Below are 16,120 nucleotides of genomic sequence, written 5' to 3' on the forward strand. Positions count from 1 at the left end.
CGCCTCCGACCGCTATCCGCCGCCCCACCGCTGCGCGTAGTCGTCGACGTCGGGCGGGCCCACGGTCGGGAACTCCTCGATGGGCGCGTCGGTCGTCGGCACGTCGGTGGGCATCGGCGGGAGGGTCGGTGCGCCGGTCGGCCCGGTGGGGGCGCCGGTCCCGGTCGGCGCCCCGGTGCCGGTCGGGTCGGCGCTGCCGGACGGGCCGGTGCTCGGTGGGGCCGAGGCGCTCGCCGACTCCGAGTCGTCGGCGGACGGCGAGGCGGACAGGCTCGGCCCGGCGCCGTCCTGGAGCCGCAGGTCGAAGTCGTGGGCGGGGCGGCCGGTGAGCGCCGCGGCGGTGTAGTCGGCCCAGATCTGGGCGGGGAAGTCGCCGCCGTTGAGGCGGTCCCGCCCGGCCGCGCCGTAGAGCGGCTCCTGGACGGCGGTCTCCGGGTGCTGGCCCAGGACGGCGACGACGGTGGCCAGGTCGGGGGTGTAGCCGGCGAACCAGGCGGCCTTGTCGTTCTCCGCGGTGCCGGTCTTGCCGGCCGCCGGGCGGCCGGCGCCCTGGGCGGCGGTGCCGGTGCCGCCGTCGACGACGCTGCGCAGGATCTGGGTGGTGGTGTCGGCGGCGGCCCGCTCGACGGCGGTGGTCTCCTCGCGTTCCGGGAGGTCGAGGGCCTCGCCGTCCTTGGCGACGCGGTCGACCAGGGTGTAGGGCAGCTGCCGGCCGTGGTGGGCGAGGGTCGCGTAGACCTGGGTCATGTCCAGCACGCTGGGGGTCGCGGTGCCCAGGGAGATGGCGCCCTGGGAGCTGGCCAGGCTGGGGGTTCTGGCGGGGATCCCGAGGGCGACCGCGGTCTTGCGGACGGTGTCCGGGCCGACGTCGATGCCCATCTGGGCGTAGACCGCGTTGACGGACTTGTCGGTGGCCTCGGTGACGGTGATCGGGCCGTACGAGCGGTCGTCCTCGTTGCCGGGGGCGAAGCCGGTGGGGCGGCCGTGGCTGACCGTCATCCGCTTGTCGGTGCCGTCGTAGACGGTGTGGGGGGTGATCGGGGTGCCGTTCTGGGTGACCGAGCCGTTCTGCACGGCGGAGGCGAAGACCAGCGGCTTGAAGGTGGAGCCGACCTGGTAGTCGTGGCGGGTGGCGCTGTTGACGTACTGCTTGGCGTAGTCGATGCCGCCGTAGAGGGCGACGACCTTGCCGGTGGCGGGGTCGATGGAGGCGCCGCCGGCCCGGACGTAGCCGTCGACCTCGCGGCCGTCGCTGAGCTGGTCCATCAGCTGGGTGCGGACGGCCTTGACGAAGGCGTTCTGCCGTTTGCGGTCGATGGTGGTGGTGATGCGGTAGCCGCCGGCCCGCAGGGTGTCCTCGTCGAGGACGTCGTGGTCGGTGAGGTAGTCCCGGACCGCCTCGACGAGGTAGCCGCGCTGGCCGGAGAGGCCGGCGGAGGCGCGCGCCTTGGTGAGGGCGGGGAAGGCCAGTCCGGCGCGTTCTGCGTGGCCGAGCCACTTCTGTTTGACCATGCCGTCCAGGACGTAGTTCCAACGGGCCAGGATGCGCGGCCGGTTCTCGGGGTGGGCGGTGATGTCGTACGCGCTGGGGGCGTTGAGCAGCGCGGCGAGGTAGGCGCCCTCGGCGGTGGTGAGGGCGTCCACGTTCTTGCCGTAGTACGCCTGGGCGGCGGCCTGGATGCCGTAGGCGTTGCGGCCGTAGTAGCTGGTGTTGAGGTAGCCCTGAAGGATCTCGTCCTTGCTCACCTCGCGGTCCAGCTTGATGGCGATGAAGAACTCCTTGGCCTTGCGGGTGAGGGTCTGCTCCTGGCCGAGGTAGTAGTTCTTGACGTACTGCTGGGTGATGGTGGAGCCGGACTGCTTCCCCTTGCCTGTAACGGTGTTCCAGGCGGCTCGCAGCATCGCGGCCGGGTCGATCGCGGACTCGGAGTAGAAGTCCCGGTCCTCGGCGGCGAGTACGGCCCGCTGGGCGGTCCTGGGGACCTGGCCGAGCGGTACGTTCTCGCGGTTGACGTCGCCGTCGCGGGCCAGTTCCGTGCCGTCGGAGTAGAGGTAGACGTTGCTCTGCGCCTTCGCCGCGCTGTTGGCGGGCGGGATGTCGACGAGGAGGTAGCCGGCGGTCAGTCCGCCCACGATCAGCAGCAGGAAGAGCACGGCGGCCCCCAGCACCATCCGCCAGGTGGGCAGCAGCCGGCGCCAACCGGTGCGCCGGGGGCGGGCGGCGGTCTCCTCGTCGGGCTCGCTGTCCGTGCCGTCGTGCCGCGCGTCGTCGCTCATGTCTGTGTGACTCCTCGGCCGCCGCCGAAGGTTGTGCCGCGGCGGAGCGGTGTCGTGTCAGGACCGGTGCGGGGTCGTACGGGGTGCGGTGCGGCGTGTTCTACGCTGTGCCGGAAAGGTGACGGACACCCGATAGGTAACTTTCGCATCATCCGTCCCGGTCGCCCGGCGTGGCGCGCACCCGCGTCCGCCCGGTGCCCGGCTGAATGGCGCCCATGCCTCACCCGGACGAGTGATAAATCGATGGTGCCCACGGCAGGCGCGCCTTAGGCTCCGGAGCCTTGCCGTCCGCATGACCCCGGACGGGGTCGACCAAGAGCGAGGGGTGCGCGGCGTGTTGTACGGGGCAGTGGCGGCCGGCAGCTTCCGGCGGTACGCCACCTACCGCGTCGCCACCGTCGCGGGCGTCGCCACCAACACCGTCTTCGGCTTCATCATCGCCTACACCTACCTCGCCCTGTGGGACCAGCGGCCGCATCTGGGCGGCTACGGCCAGGCCCAGGCGCTGACCTTCGCCTGGGCGGGGCAGGCGCTGCTGGCCACCGCCATGATCGCCACCGGTGGCCTGGACGAGCTCCAGGACCGGATCCGCAGCGGCGACGTCGCCGTCGACCTCTACCGGCCGGCCGACCTCCAGCTGTGGTGGCTCGCCGCGGACCTGGGCCGGGCCGGGCTCCAGCTGATCGGGCGCGGGGTGGCGCCGATGGCGGTGGGCGCCCTGGCGTTCCCGCTGGCGCTCCCCGAAAACCCGCTGACCTGGGGCTGGTTCCTGCTGTCGGCGCTGCTGGGCGTGGTGGTCAGCTTCGCGCTGCGCTACCTCGTGGCGCTGTCGGCGTTCTGGCTGCTGGACAGCTCCGGAATGGCCATGGTCAGCGGGCTGTCGTGCATGTTCTTCTCCGGGATGGTGCTGCCGCTGCGGGTCTTCCCCGGCGGCTTGGCCGACCTTGCCCAACTGCTGCCGTGGGCGGCGCTCCTGCAGGTGCCGGCCGACATCCTGATCGGCGCGCGGACCGGCGGGGCGCTGCTGCGCGGGCTGGCGTTCCAGGCGGCCTGGGCGGTGGCGCTGCTGGCACTGGGACGGCTGGTGCAGTCCGCCGCCACCCGCAAGGTGGTGGTCCACGGTGGCTAGCGCCCGCCCGCACCCTCCCCTCGGCGCACCGGAGGGCCGGCTGCGCGCCCTGGGGCACGCGCTGTTCGCGTACGGACTGATCGCCTGGATGTGGGTGCGCTCCACGCTCGCCTACCGGACGTCGTTCGCCCTGATGGCGCTCGGCAACTTCGCCGCCAGCGGGCTGGACTTCGTCGCGATCCTGCTGATGTTCTCCCGCGTCGACGCGCTCGGCGGTTTCACCCTCCCCGAGGTCGCCTTCCTCTACGGCACCTGCGGGCTCGCGCTGAGCCTGGCGGACCTGGCGGTCGGCAACGTCGAGCGGCTCGGGCGCCGGATCCGCGACGGCACCCTCGACACCCTGCTGCTGCGCCCCGTCCCGGTCTACGTCCAGATCGCCGCGGACCGCTTCGCGCTGCGCCGCCTGGGCCGTACCGCCCAGAGCCTGCTGGTGCTGCTCTGGGCGACCGGCCGGCTCGACGTGGAGTGGACGGCGGGGCGGGTCCTGATGGTGCCGCTGATGGTGGTGACCGGCGCGGTGATCTTCGGCGCGGTCTACACCTTCGGCGCGGCCTTCCAGTTCTGGGCGCAGGACGCCGCCGAGCTGCAGAACTCCGTCACCTACGGCGGCAACGCCCTGCTCCAGTACCCGCCGACGGTCTTCGCCCGGGACCTGGTGCGCGGGGTCACCTTCATCGTCCCGCTGGCCTTCGTCAACTGGCTGCCCGCGCTGTGGCTGCTGGGCCGCCCCTACCCCCTCGGACTGCCGGTCTGGACCGCCTTCCTGGGGCCGGCGGTGGCCGCCCTGATGGTCGCGGGCGCCGCGCTGGCCTGGCGGCACGGCATCCGCGCCTATCGCAGCACCGGCAGCTGACACCACATCGACAAGCCAAGAAGAAAAGGGAGTTGCGGCCATGGAGGGCGCGAACGGGGTGGCCGCGGAGCCGCTGATCGAGGTGGCCGGCGTCGAGAAGGTCTTCACCGTCCGGCGCCGGGCGGGCCGGCTGCGCCGGACCCGGCACGAGGTGCGGGCCGTCGACGGCCTCACCTTCCAGGTGCCGCGCGGCGAGATGGTCGGCTACATCGGGCCCAACGGCGCCGGGAAGTCCACCACCATCAAGATGCTGACCGGCATCCTGGTGCCCAGCGGCGGCCGGCTGCGGGTCGCCGGCGTCGACCCGTCCCGCGAACGCACCCGCCTCGCCCGCCGGATCGGCGTGGTCTTCGGGCAGCGCACCACCCTGTGGTGGGACCTGCCGCTCAAGGACTCCTTCGAGCTGGTGCGCCGGATGTACCGGGTCCCGGCCGCCGTCTTCCGCGCCAACCTCGACCGCTGCGTCGAACTCCTCGACCTGGCACCGCTGTTGGACGTACCGGTCCGTCAACTCTCGCTCGGCCAGCGGATGCGCGGCGACATCACGGCGGCACTGCTGCACGACCCCGAGGTGCTCTACCTCGACGAGCCGACCATCGGCCTGGACGTCGTCAGCAAGGCCAAGGTCCGTGCGTTCCTGCGCGAGGTCAACGCCGAGCGGGGTACCACGGTCCTGCTCACCACCCACGACCTCACCGACATCGAGCAGTTGTGCCGCCGGGTGATGGTGATCGACCACGGGCGGCTGGTCTTCGACGGGGACTTGGCCGGGCTGCGGGCGGCCGCGGACGGCGAACGGATGCTGGTGGTGGACCTGGCGGAGGAACTCCCGCCCATCGACGGCGTCCCCGGGGCCCGCACGGTCAAGGTGGACGGCCCCCGGCAGTGGCTGGCGTTCCCGGCGGCGCGCAGCGCGGCGCCCCTGGTGACGGCGGTCGCCGCGCGCTATCCGCTGGTGGACCTCTCGGTCCGCGAACCCGACATCGAGACCCTGATCGCCGAGCTGTACGCGGGCGGTGGCGCCGCCCGCCGCGAGCCGGGCGACTCGGCGCGGGCCGCGCTCTAATCTGTCCGTATGACTGACGAACGCCTCCCCCAGTTGCGCGCCTCCGACGCCGACCGTGAGCGGGTCGCCGAGATCCTGCGGGACGCCCTCGCCGAGGGACGGCTGGACATGGCGGAGTTCGACGAGCGGTTCGACGCCGCCTACCAGGCCCGCACCTACGGCGAGCTGGAGCGGATCACCGCCGACCTGCCGGCGGCCGCACCGGCCCCGGCCCCGCTGTCGCTCCGCAAGGAGCCGGCGCCGGACGGCGCGGTGACGGCCTGGTCCGAGCGGGTCCGCGAGGACGCCAGGGGCTCCACGTCGGGCATCGCGGTCATGGGCGGCTTCGAACGCAAGGGCCGGTGGACGATCGGGCGCCGGTTCACCGCGGTGTGCCTCATGGGCGGCGGCGAACTCGACCTGCGCGAGGCCGACTTCGCCGGCCGGGAGGTCGAGATCAGCATCTGGGCGCTGATGGGCGGCGTCAACGTCATCGTGCCGCCGGGTGTCGAGGTGGAGGTGCGCGGACTGGGCATCATGGGCGGTTTCGACTCCCGGGAGGACGGGGTGCCGGGCGAGCCCGGGGCGCCCCGGGTGATCGTCTCGGGGCTGGCCCTGATGGGCGGCGTCGGCGTGGAGCGCAAGCTGCCCAAGGAGGAGCTGCGGCGCCTGAAGGCCGAGCGCAAGGAGGAGCGGCGGCGGCTCAAGCAGGAGCGCCGGGAGCGCCGCGAACTGGGCTGAGGCGGGGCCGCCGCGGTCAGAGCGCGGCGGGCGCGACCTGCCGGAGCCGGCCGACGTCCACCGCGTCGGCCATCGCGCGGTAGCCGGTGTCGCTGGGGTGCAGATGGTCCCCGGAGTCGTAGGCCGGCCGCAGCCGCAGCGGGTGCGCCGGATCGCGCAGGGCCCGGTCGAAGTCGACGACCTCGTCGTAGACGGCGCCGGAGCGGATCAGGTGGTTGACCTGTTCGCGTACCGCGTTGAGCTGGTGGGAGTAGCCGCGGTGCCCGCCGAACGGAGTGAGGGTGGAGCCGGTGACCCGCACCCCGTGGGCGTGTGCCCGGCTCACCACCTCCCGCATGCCCGCGACGATCTTCTGCGCGTCGAGCTGGCGCGGGGCCTTGAACAGGTCGTTCACGCCGATCTCGACCACCACCGCCTTCACGCCCGTACGGGACAGTGCGTCGCGGTCCAGGCGGGAGAGCAGGCTGGGCCCGTTGGTGGGGGCGAGGCGGCTGCTGTCGGTCAGCAGGCGGTTGCCGCTGATGCCGGCGTTGAGGACGCCGTAGCGGGGGGCGCCCGGCTCCTCGCGCAGCCGGTCGGCGAGGAAGTCGGTCCAGCGGTGGTTGGCGCCCGGGGTGGAGGTGATGCCGTCGGTGATCGAGTCGCCGATCGCCACCACCGCACCGTGCGCCTGGGTGGTCCACACGTCCACACCGGTCAGATAGCGCCAGTAGGGGCTCTGCTCGGTGTAGGCGGTGCCGGTGGTGTCCTCGGTGCGGTCGCCGCGCGCCAGGTAGGACGTCTGGCGGGCGTACGGGTGGTAGGTGGCCGGTCCCGAGGGGGCCGGGGAGTACGTGGTGACCAGCAGGTCGGCGTTGCCGGGGACGCTCAGCCGGACCGGGTCGCTGGTGATCTCGCCGCCGACCGGGAGGGTCACCGAGGGCTTGCCGCCGAAGGTGAGCCGCCGCATCGTGCCGGCCGTGGCGATCGGGCTGCCGTTGCCCGCCGACAGCGCCAGCGAGGCATGGCTGAGCGGCAGCGGGCGGGTGCCGTAGAGGTTGGAGAGCCGGATCCGGGCGCCGGAGCCGCCGACGCTGGTGTGGACGACGTTCCGGATCGACATCTGGGCGTAGCCGTCCTGGGTGCCGGGCTCGGCCGACGCCGCGGCCGCCGACCAGGTGCCGACCCACTGCCCGGAGACCGCCGGCGCCGCCGACGTCCGCGGTTCGTGCGGAGCGCCGCCCGGGGTGCCGCGGGTGCCGCCGAAGCCGACGAATATCACGGCCGAGATCAGCACCACCACCGCCGCCAGGCAGGCGAGCAGGGTGTAACCCACACGTCTGGTCATGCCGGAGGCGTCTCCTGGAGGCTGGCGGAGCTGCGCGCTCCGGGCGGACAGGGGCGGCGGGACGCGGACGCCCGGACCTGGGAGGTTCGGACTGCGGACGTCCGGCGAGCGGCGGTGCCGTCGCGGTCCGGCCGGGGATCCATGATCCCACGGACTGCCGGGGGACCGCCCGCCGCCCCGGTCCGCACCCGGCGTCCGGGGCACCGGGAACTCGTGGGGGGTTCCGCGAGTAGGGCACTGTGGGACACATACGGGCGTACGGCCGGCACGACCGGATCCCGGCGACCCGGGACGGCCCGCGCGGCCCGCTCCGCACCGGCCCGTACGGCCGGCACGGGCGGTGCGGACCGGATGGCGTACGGAAGGCGGGGGACACGGTGGGAGTGGTGGAGCGGATGGAACACACCCTGACGGAGGGGCCGGAGGGGCCGCAGGGGCCGGGGACGGCGCGGGCCGTCGAGCCGGTGCCGGCCCCGGGCGGCGCCCCGGACGGCCGGACGGTGCCCGGCGGCTTCGGCTACAGCGCCGCCGACGAGGAGAAGCGGCGGGGCGTCCGCCGGATGAAGGCCCTGGCGACCGGGCTGCTGCTGGTCGTCGCCGCGGTGTACGTGCTGGCGAAGTGGGCCGGCGCGGCCGGTGCGGGCGGCTGGACCGGCTTCGTCGCGGCGGCCGCCGAGGCCGGCATGGTCGGTGCGCTGGCCGACTGGTTCGCGGTCACCGCGCTGTTCAAGCGGCCGATGGGCCTGCCGATCCCGCACACCGCGATCATCCCCACCAAGAAGGACCAGCTCGGGCAGAGCCTGGGCGAGTTCGTCGGGGAGAACTTCCTCTCCGGCGAGGTGGTCCGGCGCCGACTGCGCTCGGTCGGCGTCGGTGCCCGGCTCGGCGCCTGGCTCGCCGAGCCGCGGAACGCCGACCGGGTCACCGCCGAACTCTCCACCGCGCTGCGCGGCGCGCTGACCGTGCTGCGCGACTCCGACGTCCAGGCGGTGGTCGGCGAGGCCATCACCCGCCGCGCCGACGCCCAGGAGATCGCGCCGGGCATCGGCGCGCTGCTGGAGAAGATCGTCGCCGAGGGCGGCCACACCCGGGTGGTGGACCTGGTCTGCGCCCGCGCCCACGACTGGCTGGTCGACCACGGCGACTCGGTCGTCGCCGCGGTCTCCGGCGGCGCCCCCGGATGGACCCCCCGGTTCGTCGACCGCAAGGTGGGCGACCGGGTCTACAAGGAGCTCCTCCGCTTCGTCACCGAGATGCGCGACATGCCCGAGCACCCGGCGCGCGGCGCGGTGGACCGCTTCCTGACGGACTTCGCCGGCGACCTGCGGTCCGACCCCGGCACCCGCGAGAAGGTCGAACGGCTCAAGTCCGAGGTGCTGGGCCGCGGCGAGGTGCAGGACCTGATCGCCTCCACCTGGGGCGCGGTCCGCGCGATGATCGTGGCCGCCGCCGAGGACGAGCGCAGCGAACTCCGGCTCCGGGTGCGGGCGGCACTGCTCTCCCTGGGCGGGCGGCTGACCGCCGACGACCGGCTGCGAGGCAAGGTCGACGGCTGGCTGGAGGGCGCCGCCGCCTACGTGGTGACGACGTACCGGAGCGAGATCACCGCACTGATCACCGACACCGTCGCGGGCTGGGACGCCGAGCACACCTCGAAGAAGATCGAGGCGCACATCGGCCGCGACCTGCAGTTCATCCGCATCAACGGCACGGTCGTCGGCGCCCTCGCCGGACTGTGCATCTACGCCGTCTCCCAGGCGTTCGGCGGCTGACCCGGCCGGGCACCGGGCCGCGCGCCCGGACCTCCGGCCGCACCGCCTCTGGCAGGCTGCGGCCGGAGGGCTTACGGTGCCCGCGTGCGGGAGCGGATACCGGTGGTCGTACAGGGGCGGCGGGGGCGGTACGACCGCCGCTCGCCGGCCGTGTGGGCCCTGTGGACCGGCGCCGAGCTGGCCGTCACGCTCGGCGTCGTCCTGCTGCTGTTCGTCGTCCACCAGCTGTGGTGGACCAACCGCGAGGCCCAGGACGCGGCCCGCGACCAGGTCGGCCGGTTGGAGCGGCAGTGGCGGGACGGAGCCGCGGCCGGGCCGCCACCCGCCCCGCCGGCGGACGGTAGCGGGGCCGCGCGGCCGGCCGTCCCGCCGGGCGGCACGCCGCCCACCGCACCCCCGTCCGGCCGGGACACCGCCCCGGCGACCCCGCCCCGCGACCTCGCCTACGCGATCCTGCGCATCCCCCGCCTCGGCCTGACCGCCCCGGTCGCCGAGGGCATCGGCCGCACCGCCGTCCTCGACAAGGGCTACGTCGGCCACTACCCGCACACCGCGCAGCCCGGCGGGACCGGCAACACCGCGCTGGCCGGCCACCGCAACACCCACGGCGAACCGTTCCGGCACCTCGACCGGCTGCGCCCCGGCGACACCGTCGTCCTGGAGACCGCCCGCCTCCGCGCCACCTACGTGGTCCGCGCGACGCTGCCCGAGACCACCCCCGGCGACGGCACCGTCCTCGCCCCCGTCCCCCGCAGCACCGTCCACCCCGGCTACGGCTTCACCGCCCCGGGCGCGTACCTCACCCTGACGACCTGCACACCGGAGTACACCTCCACCTACCGCCTGGTCGTCTGGGCGGTGCTGCGGACGGCGCAGCCGCGGTGAGCGGGGACCGCCGGCCGCCCAGGACCCCTCCCGGCCGGCGGGGACGTCGCCTAGGCTCTTCCCACGTGTCAAACCAGTCCCCCGGAGGCCCGCCCCCGGGATCCCGAAAGCGCCCCGCGCTGCTCTGGCTGCTGCTGCCGTATGTGCTGTTCCTGGTAGTGCTGCCGTTCGTCAACCGGGTCACCCCGACCGTCCTCGGCCTGCCGTTCCTCTTCTTCTGGATGCTGCTCGCCACCCTGCTGACGCCGGTGTCGGTGTGGCTGGCGCGCCGCGGTGACCTCAGGCGGGGCCGCGGCCGGGACGACGGCCCGATCGGGGGCCGGGTGTGAACGCCACCGTCTCCACCGCGATCTTCGCCGCGTTCATGGTCCTGACCGTCGTCCTGGGACTGCTCGCGGTCCGCGGGCGAGGGGCGGGTACGTCCCGGGCGGGCCTGACCGAGTGGTCGGTGGGCGGTCGCAGCCTGGGCACCGTCTTCATCTGGGTGCTGATGGCCGGCGAGAGCTACACGAGCTTCAGCTACCTCGGCGCGGCCGGCTGGGGATACAACTTCGGCGCGCCGGTGCTCTACGTCCTGGCCTACATGTCCTGCGGCTACGCGATCGGCTACGTCGTCGGCCCGATGCTGTGGGCCTACGCCCGCCGCCACGGCCTGGTCGGCATCACCGACATCGTCGCCCACCGCTACCGCCGGCCCTGGCTCGGCGCCGCCGTCGCCGTCCTGGCCACCGTCTGCCTGCTGCCCTACATCCAGCTCCAGATCGCCGGCATGGGCGTGGTCGTCTCGACCATCTCCTACGGCACGATCAGCCTCAACTGGGCCTATTTCATAGGCTTCGCGGTGACCACCGGCTTCGTCGTCGTCAGCGGACTGCGCGGCAGCGCCTGGGTGTCGGTCCTCAAGGACATCCTGGTCATCGTCACCCTCGGCTTCCTCGCGGTGTACGTCCCGCTGCACTACTTCGGCGGCTACGGCCCCTTCCTGGACCGGATCGTGGCCGAGAAGCCGCAGTGGCTGACCTTTCCCGGCCACGCCTCCGGCGGCCTGGGCCAGTCCTGGTTCATCAGCACGACGCTGATCAACTCCCTGACGGTGGTGATCTTCCCGACCACCGTGGCCGGCTACCTGGGCGCCCGCAACGCCGACGTGCTCCGCCGCAACGCCATGTACCTGCCCTTCTACAACGTCCTGCTGTTCGTGCCGATGCTGCTGGGGCTGGCGGCGCTGTTCGTCGTCCCGGGGCTGACCGGCGCCGGGTCCAACCTGGCGCTGTTCAAACTGGTCGTGGACTCCCTGCCGGCCTGGGCGGTCGGGGTGATCGGGGTGGCCGCGGCGCTCTCCTCGATCGTGCCGATGGCGGTCTTCATGCTGGTCATCGGCACGATGTGGGGCAGGAGCGTGCTGGGCGCCGTGCCCCGTCTGGCGTCCCGTCAGAAGCTCTGGTCGCAGCTGGTCGTGGTGGTCGCCGGAGCGCTCGCGCTGGCGCTCACCTACACCGCGCCCAACACCCTGGTCCGGCTCTCCCTGATCTCCTACGAGGGCATGGCGCAACTGGTGCCGATGCTGCTCCTGGGCCTGGTGTGGCGGCGGTTGACGATATATGCGGCGGTGAGCGGCCTGGTGGCGGGCTTCACCCTGGTGTGCGTCCTGGTCTTCGGCGGCCACGACCCGGTGTGGGGCGTGAACGCCGGGATCGTCGGACTCGCGGTGAACGTACTGGTGACCCTGGCGGTGACCTGGCTCGGCCCGCGGGAACGGGTCGACGACCGGCCGGACGCCGAAGTCCTGGCGCTGGAGGACGAGTTCCGCCGGGCCGAGGCCGCCGCGAGCGGCACCCGCTGACGACCGGCCGCCGCGGCCCCGCGCCGCGGCGGCCGTCCCGTTCCGGCCCCCTCCGCGGCCACCCGCCGCGCCACGGACCGCCGTTCACCGCCGAGAGTGAATCCCCGAACGGACTGTCGCAACCGCTCGCACGTCCGGTTACTCTGATACGGACGGTCGGATCGACGCACGAAGAGGGCCGATCGACGAACGACGACCGATGAACGACGAGGCGCGGGGGAGCGCGGGGAGGGGGACGCCGGATGTACCGCATCGCCGATGCCTGGCGGCTCTACACCAGCGCGCTGTTCTTCCTGCTCGCCGGACTCCTGCTGGCGCAGGCCGGTCTGACGACGACACTGGCTGCCGCCGCGACCACCGCCGCGGTGCTGCTGCTGTGCAGCGCCCTCGCCCTGGCCGCCGCCGCCCGCCCGGTGCCACCGGGCCGGATACGCACGGCCATCCGCGACCGTGAACGCCGTACGGCGTTCCTGCCGCAACGCGACCCCGATGCCGCCGGCCGCCCGCGCCCGCGAGCACCCGGCCGCGCCCTCCCGGCGGCCGCGTAGCCGCTCCGGCGCACTCCCGCCACGCCCGGCAGCCGTCCGGCGCGTGCCCTGATCCGCCCCACCCCCGCGCCGGTGCGTGCCCGCGCGGTCCGTCACGCCGTATCTCCCTTTCGGCACGACGAGACCCGTGGAGGGCTCACCCATGTCCGTTTTCGACTTTCTCGGCGAGGCGCTGGCGCGCGGCGCCCAGGCCATCGAACCGCTCTTCGGCACCGCGGCCACCGCGGCCGCCATCGTCGCGTTCACCCTCGGTGTGCGCGCCGCCCTGCACCCGCTCGCCCGCGCGGCGGCCCGCGGTGAGAAGGCCCGCGCCGCCCTCGCCCCGCAGCTCGCCGCCCTCCAGCGCAAGCACCGCGGCGACCGCGAGCGGCTCCAGCGGGCCACGGCCGACCTGTACGCCGCGTCCGGCTCCTCGCCGCTGGCCGGCTGCCTGCCGACCCTTCTCCAGCTCCCGGTCTTCTTCGTGATGTACCACCTCTTCTCCACCGGGAACGGCACCCTGCTCGGCCATACGCTGCTGGGCGCCCCGCTCGGCGGGACCTGGCGGCAGGCGCTCGCCGACGGCGGGGCGACCGGGCCGCAGGGGCTGGTCTACCTCGCGCTGTTCGCCCTGGTCGCGGCGGTCGCCACCTGGAACTACCGGCGCGCCAGGGCGGCAGCGGCGGTGGCTGCGGCCCCCGCCGCTGCCGCGGGCACCACGGCGCCCGGTATGGGCGCGCTGAACAAGCTGATGCCGCTGCTGTCCTTCGGCACCCTGATCACCGTGGCGGTGGTGCCGTTGGCGGCCGCGCTGTACGTGGTGACGAGCACGACCTGGACGGCGTGCGAGCGGGCCCTGCTGCAGCGCGACCGCACACCGGCCGGCGCCCCCGAGCCGACGGCGGGCAGCGCCCCCCAGTCCCAGTCCCAGTCCCAGCCCCAGTCCCAGCCTGAGAACCAGCCCCAGTCCCAGACCCCGACCCGGTCCCAGCCCGCGTCGCCGTCGCCGCGGGCGGTGCGGCGGGGTGGGCCCAGGACCCGGGCGGCGCGGCAGAAGGCGGCGCGGGCCAGGGCCAACACCGCGGCGCGGAGGGGCACGCCGGAGCAGCCGGTCGACCCGGACCGCCGCGGCGCCGGAGCCGACCCGATCGTTACTACCCCTCAGTAACGGTCCAGTCCGTGAACGGGGTCTTGCGGAGTGGACCGCCTTCTTGGAGGATCGGCCAAATCGCTCGATGGCCGTCCCCCATCGGCCGGCCTCGGAGGACCCTCCTGGGCCGACCCTTCGACCACGGGAGTTGTAACGATGAAGCTGCTGCGTGTCGGACCGGTGGGGGCGGAACGCCCGGCGCTGCTCGACGGGGCGGGCGTGCTGCGCGACCTGTCCGGCCTGGTCCCGGACGTCGACGGCGCGCTCCTCGCGGACGACGCCGCGCTGGCCCGCGTCCGGGCCGCCGCGGACGCCGGTGACCTGCCCGCACTGGACACCACCGGACTGCGCATCGGTCCGCCGGTCGCCCGGATCGGCAAGGTCGTGTGCATCGGGCTGAACTACCACGACCACGCACGGGAGACCGGGGCCGCCACCCCCGAGGAGCCGATCATCTTCATGAAGGCGCCGGACACCGTCGTCGGCCCCGACGACACGGTCCTCGTGCCGCGCGGCAGCGTGAAGACCGACTGGGAGGTCGAACTGGCGGTGGTCATCGGCCGGACCGCCCGCTATCTGGACACCGACGAGCAGGCGCTGGCGGCGGTGGCCGGTTACGCGGTGGCGCACGACGTCTCCGAGCGGGCCTTCCAGATCGAGCGCGGCGGCCAGTGGGACAAGGGCAAGAACTGCGAGACGTTCAATCCGCTGGGCCCCTGGCTGGTGACCGCCGACGAGGTGCCGGACCCGCAGGCGCTGGGCGTCCGGCTGTGGGTCAACGGGGAGCTGAAGCAGGACGGCACGACCGCCGAGCAGATCTTCCCGGTGGCCGAAGTGGTCCGCTACGTGAGCCAGTTCATGACGCTCTACCCGGGCGACGTCATCAACACCGGCACCCCGGCCGGGGTGGCGATGGGGCAGCCCGAGCCCAAGCCGTACCTGCGGGCGGGCGACGTGGTGGAGCTGGAGATCGACGGTCTGGGCCGCCAGCGGCAGGCACTGCGTTCGGCTTGATTTCCCACGTTGTCGGCTTTCCCGCCGTGTTGGTTGCTGCTTTGCGCCTGCGGGTCCGCTGCGCGGGGCGTCGTCGGATGTCCCGGGTTTCCCGCCGTTGCGCCTGCGGCGGGCGGTTGTCCGCTGCGCGGGGCTGTTGGGTGCCGGTGCCGGGCCGGAGGGGGTGGGGGAGACGGGGGGGGGTGGCTGGTTGAGGCGGGTGGGCTGGTGGCCGGTCACCACTCGGTGATCGGGCCCGCAGTGGCCCACCAAGGCGTGCCCCCGCTCACCTTTCTCCCACCCCACAGACCCGGCACCCCACCCGACCAGCCCCGCGCAGCGGCCCGCGCCGCAGGCGCAAACGGCACCCCCCCACGGCGGGACGCCCAACGCACAACGAAACTCAGCGCAGCGACACCGTCCGCCCCTCCGCTGCGGAGCGCCTCGCCGCCTCCAGGACGCGCAGCGCGGCCGCGGCCTCGGTGGCGGTCACCGGCGGCGCCCCGCCCTCCCGCAGGGCCCGTGCGATCGCCGCGTAGTAGGCCGGGTAGGCGCCCGGCAGGGTCGGCACCGGCTGCCCGGCGCCGGTCCGCGGGGACGCTTCCGCCGCCGGCGCGGGGGGCGCTCCCTCGGCGCCGAGCCGGCCCCAGGCGGACTCGGGCTCCACGCCCCAGGCGTCGCCCTCGGTGTCCGGCCGCCGGCCGGCGCGCAGCGCGGCCTCCTGCGGGTCCAGGCCGTACTTCACGTAGCCCGCGCGGCTGCCCAGTACCCGGAAGCGCGGCCCGAGTTGGGCGGCGGTGGCGCTCACCCACAGGTGGGAGCGGACGCCGCCCGCGTGGGTGACGGCGAGGAAGGTGTCGTCGTCGGCCTCGGCGCCCGGGCGGCGGACGTCGGCCTCGGCGTAGACCGAGACCGCCGGGCCGAAGAGGGTCAGTGCCTGGTCGACGAGGTGGCTGCCGAGGTCGTAGAGGAGCCCGCCCAGCTCCTCCGGGTCGCCGGATTCGCGCCAGCCGCCCTTGGGCTGCGGCCGCCAGCGTTCGAAGCGGGACTCGAAGCGCCGCACCTCGCCCAGCGCCCCGTCCGCGAGCAGCCGCCGCAGGGTGCGGAAGTCGTTGTCCCAGCGGCGGTTCTGGAAGACCGAGAGCAGCAGTCCGCGGCGGTCGGCGAGGGCGGCGAGCCGCTCGGCCTCGGCGGCGGTGGCGGCCAGCGGCTTGTCGACCACGACCGCGGCACCGGCTTCCAGGGCGGCGGTGGCGAGCGGTACGTGCGTCTTGTTCGGGGACGCCAGCACGACCAGGTCGAGCGCGCCCGCGGCGGCCCGGTCCAGCACCTCCTCGGGGCTCGCCACCGTGCGGACCTGCGGGTGCTCGGCGCGGGCCTGCGCCTGCCGCTCGGGGCTGCGGGTCGAGACGGTGTCGAGCAGCAGCCCGTCGGTGGCGGCGATCAGCGGGGCGTGGAAGACCGAGCCCGCCAGGCCGTAGCCGATCAGGCCGACGCGGAGGGGCGCGGTGCGGGGGGCGGCCGCGGTGGCGGCGGGGGCGCTGGGTGCTTCGGGGTCGCTCATGCCCTCCACTTTCG

The 16,120-nt window shown here is 74.2% G+C and carries 14 protein-coding genes; 11 read left to right on the forward strand and 3 right to left on the reverse strand.

What is annotated here, in order from left to right:
- Nucleotides 1–12: 12 nt before the first annotated feature.
- Nucleotides 13–2,277: a transglycosylase domain-containing protein gene (locus CG747_RS28280; RefSeq protein WP_100604668.1), complete on the reverse strand. Its 2,265-nt coding sequence runs from the start codon at nucleotides 2,275–2,277 to the stop codon at nucleotides 13–15.
- A gap of 334 nt (nucleotides 2,278–2,611) precedes the next feature.
- On the opposite strand from CG747_RS28280, the gene CG747_RS28285 reads away from it, so the two are divergent.
- From CG747_RS28285 to CG747_RS28300, 4 genes are all read left to right on the forward strand, one after another.
- Nucleotides 2,612–3,406 (forward strand): ABC-2 family transporter protein, encoded by a 795-nt coding sequence (locus CG747_RS28285; RefSeq protein WP_100604720.1) that lies wholly within the window; start codon nucleotides 2,612–2,614, stop codon nucleotides 3,404–3,406.
- 88 nt (nucleotides 3,407–3,494) lie between these two features.
- Nucleotides 3,495–4,259 (forward strand): ABC transporter permease, encoded by a 765-nt coding sequence (locus CG747_RS28290; protein WP_257980804.1) that lies wholly within the window; start codon nucleotides 3,495–3,497, stop codon nucleotides 4,257–4,259.
- Nucleotides 4,260–4,299: 40 nt separating this feature from the next.
- Nucleotides 4,300–5,325: an ATP-binding cassette domain-containing protein gene (locus CG747_RS28295; RefSeq protein WP_100604669.1), complete on the forward strand. Its 1,026-nt coding sequence runs from the start codon at nucleotides 4,300–4,302 to the stop codon at nucleotides 5,323–5,325.
- Between the two features lie 9 nt (nucleotides 5,326–5,334).
- Nucleotides 5,335–6,045 carry a DUF1707 domain-containing protein gene (locus tag CG747_RS28300; RefSeq protein WP_100604670.1) on the forward strand — a complete coding sequence of 237 codons (711 nt, stop codon included), beginning with the start codon at nucleotides 5,335–5,337 and terminating at the stop codon, nucleotides 6,043–6,045.
- A 16-nt stretch (nucleotides 6,046–6,061) separates the two neighbouring features.
- Here the strand turns inward: CG747_RS28300 and CG747_RS28305 are convergent, their stop codons facing one another.
- Complete coding sequence (locus CG747_RS28305; protein WP_100604671.1) at nucleotides 6,062–7,372, reverse strand: SGNH/GDSL hydrolase family protein; 1,311 nt, start codon at nucleotides 7,370–7,372, stop codon at nucleotides 6,062–6,064.
- A gap of 395 nt (nucleotides 7,373–7,767) precedes the next feature.
- Here CG747_RS28305 and CG747_RS28310 point away from each other — a divergent pair, with 395 nt between their 5' ends.
- The 7 genes from CG747_RS28310 to CG747_RS28340 all read left to right on the forward strand — a co-directional run bounded on the left by CG747_RS28310 (nucleotide 7,768) and on the right by CG747_RS28340 (nucleotide 14,563).
- A complete protein-coding gene (locus CG747_RS28310) occupies nucleotides 7,768–9,144 on the forward strand; it encodes a DUF445 domain-containing protein (protein ID WP_100604722.1) in 1,377 nt (458 codons plus the stop codon).
- Nucleotides 9,145–9,228: 84 nt separating this feature from the next.
- Complete coding sequence (locus CG747_RS28315; protein WP_257980800.1) at nucleotides 9,229–10,029, forward strand: class E sortase; 801 nt, start codon at nucleotides 9,229–9,231, stop codon at nucleotides 10,027–10,029.
- A 65-nt stretch (nucleotides 10,030–10,094) separates the two neighbouring features.
- Entirely contained in the window at nucleotides 10,095–10,358 is a 264-nt protein-coding gene (locus tag CG747_RS28320) for a DUF3311 domain-containing protein (RefSeq protein WP_100604672.1), read from the forward strand.
- Nucleotides 10,355–11,872, forward strand: a complete 1,518-nt coding sequence (locus CG747_RS28325) for a sodium:solute symporter (RefSeq protein ID WP_100604673.1) — start codon at nucleotides 10,355–10,357, stop codon at nucleotides 11,870–11,872. The genes CG747_RS28320 and CG747_RS28325 overlap by 4 nt, the downstream gene beginning before the upstream one ends.
- A gap of 242 nt (nucleotides 11,873–12,114) precedes the next feature.
- Nucleotides 12,115–12,420, forward strand: coding sequence for a DUF6412 domain-containing protein (locus CG747_RS28330; protein ID WP_100604674.1), 306 nt, complete (start codon nucleotides 12,115–12,117; stop codon nucleotides 12,418–12,420).
- 142 nt (nucleotides 12,421–12,562) lie between these two features.
- The gene (gene yidC / locus CG747_RS28335; RefSeq protein ID WP_100604675.1) at nucleotides 12,563–13,567 is read left to right on the forward strand and encodes a membrane protein insertase YidC; all 1,005 of its coding nucleotides are present in this window, start codon (nucleotides 12,563–12,565) and stop codon (nucleotides 13,565–13,567) included.
- A 138-nt stretch (nucleotides 13,568–13,705) separates the two neighbouring features.
- Nucleotides 13,706–14,563, forward strand: coding sequence for a fumarylacetoacetate hydrolase family protein (locus CG747_RS28340; RefSeq protein WP_100604676.1), 858 nt, complete (start codon nucleotides 13,706–13,708; stop codon nucleotides 14,561–14,563).
- 382 nt (nucleotides 14,564–14,945) lie between these two features.
- Here CG747_RS28340 and CG747_RS28345 read toward each other — a convergent pair whose 3' ends face one another.
- Nucleotides 14,946–16,106: a Gfo/Idh/MocA family oxidoreductase gene (locus tag CG747_RS28345; protein ID WP_100604677.1), complete on the reverse strand. Its 1,161-nt coding sequence runs from the start codon at nucleotides 16,104–16,106 to the stop codon at nucleotides 14,946–14,948.
- Nucleotides 16,107–16,120: the final 14 nt, after the last annotated feature.

The organism is Streptomyces sp. CB02959, assembly GCF_002803155.1.
Classification (GTDB): Bacteria; Actinomycetota; Actinomycetes; order Streptomycetales; family Streptomycetaceae; genus Streptomyces.